At 74.8% G+C, this 6,970-nt stretch carries 5 protein-coding genes; 4 read left to right on the top strand and 1 reads right to left on the bottom strand.

What is annotated here, in order from left to right:
• The first annotated feature begins 165 nt into the window (after positions 1-165).
• From secD to ACRYM2_RS11630, 4 genes are all read left to right on the top strand, one after another.
• A complete protein-coding gene (gene secD / locus ACRYM2_RS11645; RefSeq protein WP_432522530.1) occupies positions 166-2,112 on the top strand; it encodes a protein translocase subunit SecD in 1,947 nt (648 codons plus the stop codon).
• Positions 2,112-3,113 carry a protein translocase subunit SecF gene (secF, locus tag ACRYM2_RS11640; protein ID WP_432522528.1) on the top strand — a complete coding sequence of 334 codons (1,002 nt, stop codon included), beginning with the start codon at positions 2,112-2,114 and terminating at the stop codon, positions 3,111-3,113. Before secD ends, secF begins: the two co-directional genes overlap by 1 nt.
• A complete protein-coding gene (locus ACRYM2_RS11635) occupies positions 3,110-3,667 on the top strand; it encodes an adenine phosphoribosyltransferase (RefSeq protein WP_432522526.1) in 558 nt (185 codons plus the stop codon). The genes secF and ACRYM2_RS11635 overlap by 4 nt, the downstream gene beginning before the upstream one ends.
• Before the next feature lie 122 nt (positions 3,668-3,789).
• A complete protein-coding gene (locus ACRYM2_RS11630; protein ID WP_432522524.1) occupies positions 3,790-6,327 on the top strand; it encodes a RelA/SpoT family protein in 2,538 nt (845 codons plus the stop codon).
• Here ACRYM2_RS11630 and ACRYM2_RS11625 read toward each other — a convergent pair.
• Entirely contained in the window at positions 6,296-6,970 is a 675-nt protein-coding gene (locus ACRYM2_RS11625; RefSeq protein ID WP_432522521.1) for a hypothetical protein, read from the bottom strand. The genes ACRYM2_RS11630 and ACRYM2_RS11625 overlap by 32 nt on opposite strands.

Here is a 6,970-nt window from a genome sequence, read left to right as displayed (position 1 = left end):
CCCCCCCCCCCCCCCCCCCCCCCCCCCCCCCCCCCCCCCCCCCCCCCCCCCCCCCCCCCCCCCCCCCCCCCCCCCCCCCGCCCCCCCCCCCCCCCCCCCGCCCCCCCCCCCCCCCCCCCCCCCCCCCCCCCGATCCGCCGACCCCACCCGGGCCGCACCCTCGTGGTGCTGGTCCTCGTCGTCCTCGCGCTCTTCGGAGCGGTGGCGGCCGGCTCGATCTGGAGCACGGCCCGCTGGACACCGGGCCTCGCGCTCGACCTCGAGGGCGGCACCCAGGTGGTGCTGACGCCGCGCTCCACCGAGGGGGCCGAGGTGCCGCCGGAGCAGGTGCAGCGCGCCGCCGACATCATCCGCCAGCGCGTCGACGCCACCGGCCTGGCCGAGGCGGAGGTGCAGGTCCAGGGCGGGCGCAACATCTCGGTGTCCATCCCGGGCAAGGCGACCCGCGAGCAGCTGGACCTCATCTCCTCCTCGGCGCAGCTGCGCATGCGCGTGGTGCTCTACGCCGAGGACGTCGCCCCGCCGGCCTCGCCGGCCCCCACCGACCCGGCCTCGCCGACCGACCCGGCCTCGCCAGCCCCCTCGGACAGCGCGGTGCCGGTCGACCCCGCGGCCCCCACCGAGACGGCCGCGCCGACCGGTGCGCCCGCGGACACCGCGACGCCCGCGCCCACGCAGAGCGCGGACGGCGCCGCCGCCCCGGCCGCGCTGCAGGCCGCGCCCACCAGCGCCCCGGCCGCGCCCGCCGAGCCGGCCGCGCCCGCGGAGCCGGCAGCTCCCGCGGCGACCACCCCGCCGTCGCTGGCCGACATCGCCACCCCGACGCCGACCCCCGGTCCGGGCCAGCCCACGGGCACCCCCACGGCCTCCCCGACCGACGCCAGCGACCAGGCGTGGCTGTCGATCCAGGACCTGTACCCGCTGTTCACCAACCTCGACTGCTCCGACCCCGCCCAGCGCACCGGCGGCATCGTGGACGACCCGGCCAAGCCGCTGGTCACCTGCAGCCAGGACGGGCTCGCCAAGTACGTGCTGGGCCCGGCCGAGATCGAGGGCACCGACCTCAACAGCGCGATCGCGACCCAGGCCTCCAACGACCAGGGCTTCGCCACCGGCGGCTGGGTCGTGCGGCTGAACTTCGACGCCGCCGGCGCCGACGCCTTCCAGGCGCTCACCACGCGCATCTCCACGCTGACCTCGCCGCAGAACCAGTTCGCCGCGGTCCTCGACGGCCTCGTCGTCACCGCCCCGAGCGTCGACCAGACCTTCACCAACGACGTCGACATCACGGGCAACTTCACCCGCGAGAGCGCCGAGGCGCTGGCGCAGCAGCTGCAGTTCGGCGCGCTGCCGATCTCCTTCACGGTGCAGACCGAGGACCAGGTCTCCGCCACGCTCGGCACCGAGCAGCTGCAGCGCGGTCTGCTCGCGGGCGTCGTCGGCCTCGTGCTCGTCGTGGCCTACTCGCTGCTGCAGTACCGCGCGCTGGGCCTGGTGACCGTCGGCAGCCTCGTGCTGGCCGCGGCGCTGAACTACGGCGTCCTGCTGCTGCTGAGCTGGCTGCAGGGCTTCCGCCTGAGCCTGGCCGGGGTGGCCGGTCTCATCGTCGCGATCGGCGTCACCGCCGACTCCTTCATCCTCTTCTTCGAGCGCGTGCGCGACGAGATCCGCGACGGCCGCGCCCTGTCGACCGCCGTCGAGGCCGGCTGGCACCGCGCGCGGCGCACGATCCTCATCTCCGACGCGGTCAGCCTGCTGTCCGCGGTCGTGCTCTACGTCCTGGCCGTCGGCAACGTCCGCGGCTTCGCCTTCACGCTGGGCATCACCACGCTCGTCGACGTGGCGATCGTCATGCTCTTCACGCACCCGGTCGTGGCGCTGCTGGCCAGGACGAAGTTCTTCGGCAGCGGGCACAAGTGGTCCGGCTTCGACCCCGAGCACCTCGGCTCCGTGGTCGCCCGGCACGCCCTGCACCACGGGGCGCACCGGCCGACGGTCGCCGAGCGCCGCGCCCAGGAGCGGGCCAAGGCCCACAGCGGCGCCGGCGCAGGCAGCGGGGACGGGGCGGCCACCGGGCCGCGCGACAGCGACGACAGCGAGGACGACGCCTGATGGGCATGGCACAGCTGGGCAACCGGCTCTACACCGGTGAGTCCTCGTTCGACTTCGTGGGCCGCCGCAAGCTCTGGTTCCTCGTCGCCGCGGTGCTCGTCCTCGTCTCCGGGCTGCTGCTGTGGAAGCCGGGGCTGACCTTCGGCATCGAGTTCGAGGGCGGCTCGGAGTTCCGGGTCAGCGGCAGCTCCGACCAGGACACCGCCCGCGAGGCCGTCGAGGAGGTGCTGCCCGGCTCCGTGCCGACGGTCACCACCGTCGGCACCGACGGCGTGCGCATCCAGACCGAGACGGTGACCCCCGCTCAGCTCGACGAGATCCGCGCGGAGCTGGTCGAGCGCCTCGGCGTGCCCGCCGACGACGTGACCTCCTCCAGCATCGGGCCGAGCTGGGGCGCCGACGTGACCGACAAGGCGCTCACTGCCCTGGTCGTCTTCTTCGTCATCGTCTCCATCGTCATGGCGCTGTACTTCCGCACCTGGGCGATGGCGCTGGCCTCCCTGGTGGCGCTGGTCCACGACCTGGTCATCACCGCCGGCGTGTACGCCCTCGTCGGCTTCGAGGTGACCCCGGCCTCGGTCATCGGGTTCCTGACGATCCTCGGCTACTCCCTCTACGACACCGTCGTGGTCTTCGACAAGGTGCGCGAGAACACCGCCGCCGCCTTCGCCACGCGCGAGCGCACGTTCGCCCAGGCGGCCAACCTGGCGGTGAACCAGACCGTCGTCCGGTCCGTGAACACCACCGTCGTCGCGCTGCTGCCGGTGGCGGCGATCCTCTTCATCGGGGACCTGCTGCTGGGGGCCGGGACGCTGCGCGACATCAGCCTGGCCCTCTTCGTCGGCATGCTCGTCGGGGCCTACTCCTCGATCTTCGTGGCGACGCCGCTGCTGGTCGTGCTGCGCTCGCGGGAGGCGGGGGTCAAGGCCCTCGAGGCCGACGTCCGCGAGGGCCGCACCGCGCAGCCGGAGCCGGCGCTCGGTGGCGGTGGCACCGCGTGAGCGCACCGCTGCGCGTGCCCGACGCCGACCGCGTCGAGGCGGCGGTCCTCGCGGGCGTGCGCGACGTCCCGGACTTCCCGAAGCCCGGGGTGGTGTTCAAGGACATCACCCCGCTGCTGGCCGACCCCGAGGCCTTCGGCCTCGTCGTCGCCGCCCTCGCCGACCTCGCGCGCTCCGTCGGGGCGAGCGCCGTGGCGGGGGTGGAGGCGCGCGGGTTCATGCTCGCCGCCCCGGCGGCCGAACGCGCCCGGCTGGCGTTCTGGCCGGTGCGCAAGGCCGGCAAGCTGCCCGGTGCGGTGCTGCGCCGCGAGTACGCCTTGGAGTACGGCACCGCGGTGCTGGAGCTCAGCGCGGACGCGGCGCGGGCGGGCGGGCGCGTGCTCGTCGTCGACGACGTCCTGGCCACCGGCGGCACCGCGCTCGCCGCGTGCGAGCTGGTCGAGGAGGCCGGGGCGCAGGTGGCGGGCTTCGCGGTGCTGCTGGAGCTGGCCGCCCTCGGCGGCCGCCCGCGCCTGGGGGACCGGCCCGTGGTGGCGCTGCACACGACCCCCTGAGCCGTCCGGGCGGGCGCGGGCGCACCCGCCGGCCCACCCGTGGCGCGCCGCGGTCCTGCGCTCGGACCGCGGCGGGTGCCCGGCCGACCTAGACTGGACTCCGGACCACACGGAGGAGCGGCATGGCCGACGGCACCGAGACCCACGCCCTGACCACGGGTGCGCCCACCGGCGGTCCCAGCGCCACGGGCGCCACGGCCAGCGGCGGGTCGCCCGCGCCGTCGAGCACTCCCACCGCCACGGCGACCGCGGGCTCCACGGGCGGCCCGACCACCGGCTCCGCCGGTGGCCCCGCCGGCGCCGTCGTGCCCGTGCCGCAGCCGCCGCGGCCACCCGCCTCGGGCCGGCCCAACGGGCCCGAGCGCCGCCGCGGGGTGGAGACCTCCCCGGGGCCGGTGACCGCGAGCCGGATGCTGTCGCGGCTGGCGCGCTTCGGCCAGCACCGGCAGTCCAACGTCTCCCCGGTGCTGGAACCGCTGCTGCGCACGGTCCGCACCACCCACCCCAAGGCCGACCTGTCGGTGGTGGAGAAGGCCTTCGAGCGCGCCGAGCGCGCCCACGACGGCCAGCGGCGCAAGAGCGGCGACCCCTACATCACCCACCCCGTGGCCGTCGCCACCATCCTCGCCGAGCTCGGCATGACACCGTCCACGCTGGCGGCGGCGCTGCTGCACGACACCGTCGAGGACACCGACTACACCCTGTCCGACCTGCGCGCGGAGTTCGGCGACGAGATCGCGCTGCTCGTGGACGGGGTCACCAAGCTCGACAAGGTCACCTACGGCGAGGCCGCGCAGTCCGAGACGGTCCGCAAGATGATCGTCGCGATGGCCAAGGACATCCGCGTCCTGGTCATCAAGCTCGCCGACCGGTTGCACAACGCCCGCACCTGGCGCTACGTCTCCGCCTCCTCCGCGGAGAAGAAGGCCCGCGAGACGCTCGAGATCTACGCCCCGCTGGCCCACCGGCTCGGCATGAACACCATCAAGTGGGAGCTGGAGGACCTGTCGTTCGCGACGGTCTACCCCAAGGTGTTCGACGAGATCGTCCGGCTCGTCGCCGACCGCGCCCCCGCCCGCGAGGAGTACCTGCAGGGCGTGCGGGCCCAGATCGAGGACGACCTCAAGAGCGCCCGGGTGCGCGCGACGGTCACCGGCCGGCCGAAGCACTACTACTCGATCTACCAGAAGATGATCGTGCGGGGCCGCGACTTCGCCGAGATCTACGACCTCGTCGGCATCCGCGTCCTCGTGGACTCGGTGCGCGACTGCTACGCCGTCCTCGGCGCGCTGCACGCGCGCTGGAACCCGGTGCCCGGCCGGTTCAAGGACTACATCGCGATGCCCAAGTTCAACATGTACCAGTCGTTGCACACGACGGTCATCGGGCCCGAGGGCAAGCCCGTCGAGATCCAGATCCGCACGCACAACATGCACCAGCGCGCCGAGTACGGCATCGCCGCGCACTGGAAGTACAAGGACGACCCCACCTCCAGCGGCGGCGGCGGTGCCCGCCAGGGCGAGATGGACTGGCTGAAGTCGGTCGTCGACTGGCAGCGGGAGTCGGCGACCAGCGACTTCCTCGACGACCTGCGCTGGGAGATCAACGCCAGCCAGGTGTTCGTGTTCACCCCCAAGGGCGACGTCCTGCCCCTGCCGGCCGGTTCGACGCCTGTCGACTTCGCCTACGCGGTGCACACCGAGGTGGGCCACCGCACCATGGGTGCGCGCGTCAACGGCCGCCTCGTGCCGCTGGACTCCACCCTCGACAACGGCGACCTCGTCGAGATCTTCACCTCCAAGGCCGACGGGGCCGGCCCGAGCCGGGACTGGCTGCAGTTCGTCAAGAGCCCCCGCGCCCGCAACAAGATCAAGCAGCACTTCTCCAAGGAGCGGCGCGAGGAGGCGATCGAGGACGGCAAGGACGAGATCGCCCGCGCCATGCGCAAGCAGCACCTGCCGCTGCAGCGCCTCATGTCGCACGACTCCCTCCTCGTCGTGGCCCGCGAGCTCAACCTCGGCGACGTCTCCGCGCTCTACGCCGCCGTGGGGGAGAAGCACGTCTCCGCCCAGCACGTGGTCGACAAGCTCATCGCGGCCGTCGGCGGCGAGGCGGCCGTCGAGGAGGACCTCGCCGAGGCCACCACCCCCGGCCAGGCCCGTCCCGGGCGCAGCAGCGGCGACGCGGGGGTCGTCGTCAGCGGCGCCGAGGACGTGTGGGTGAAGCTGGCGCGCTGCTGCACCCCCGTGCCGCAGGACCCCATCGTCGGATTCGTCACCCGCGGCGCCGGGGTGTCGGTGCACCGCGAGGACTGCGAGAACGTCGTGCGGCTGCGCCAGGAGCCCGAGCGGATCGTCGACGTGCAGTGGGCCACGGCGCTGCCGTCGGCGCAGTCCCGCCTCTTCCTCGTGCAGATCCAGGTGGAGGCGCTGGACCGCGCGCGGCTGCTCTCGGACGTCACGCGCGTCCTGTCGGACAACCACGTGAACATCCTGTCGGCGACGGTGAGCACCAGCCGGGACCGGGTGGCGCTGTCGAAGTTCTCCTTCGAGATGGCCGAGCCCAACCACCTCGGTCACGTCCTCAACGCCGTGCGCCGCGTGGACGGCGTCTTCGACGCGTACCGGGTCATGGCCTCGCGCCAGCAGCAGAAGCCCTGACCGGCGCGGCCGGCCCCGCCAGCCGCAGCACCTCGCGGGCCGTCCGCACGTGGGCCCGGCCGCGGGCGCGCCCGGCGGCCTCGGCCAGGGCTCCGGCCTCCAGCGCACCGGCCGCCTCCAGCGCCTCGCGCACCCGCTCGGCCTGGTGGGGGCTGGTGCGGGCCACGTCCAGCAGCGTGCGGGCCGGTCTCGTCAGCAGCAGCCCGGCCACGGCGACGACGTCGCGCTCGTCGGGGCGCACCCGCGAGGCCGTGACCGGCAACCCCGTCCCGGCGCCGGGCGGCAGGCGCACACCGCCCACGAGCAGCTGAGCCGGGGCGGGCAGCGGCGCTCCCGCGTGCACCCACGCGGCCGCACCGGCGAGCACCACACCGCCCGCGGGCACCAGGAGGGCCAGCGCGCGGGCGCGGACGGGCAGCTCCAGCGGCACGTCGGCGCCCACCACGACGTCACCGACGACGCGCCGCAGCAGACCGTCGCGCACGTCGCGCTCGGTCCACGCGCGCTCCCCGGCGCCGCGGGGCCGCCAGGGCAGCGCCGGGTCGGGATCGGCGCCGCGCTGCAGGACGGCGGTCAGCCAGCTGCCGCCGCCCTGCCCGCCCTCCCGGGCGGGGGTGCTGCGGAGGTGCGTCGTGGAGCTCAC

The organism is Kineococcus aridisoli, from assembly GCF_050871885.1.
Classification (GTDB): domain Bacteria; phylum Actinomycetota; class Actinomycetes; order Actinomycetales; family Kineococcaceae; genus Kineococcus.
The sequence above is the reverse complement of the archived record's forward strand: the minus strand, read 5'-3'. Positions and strand labels throughout refer to the sequence as shown.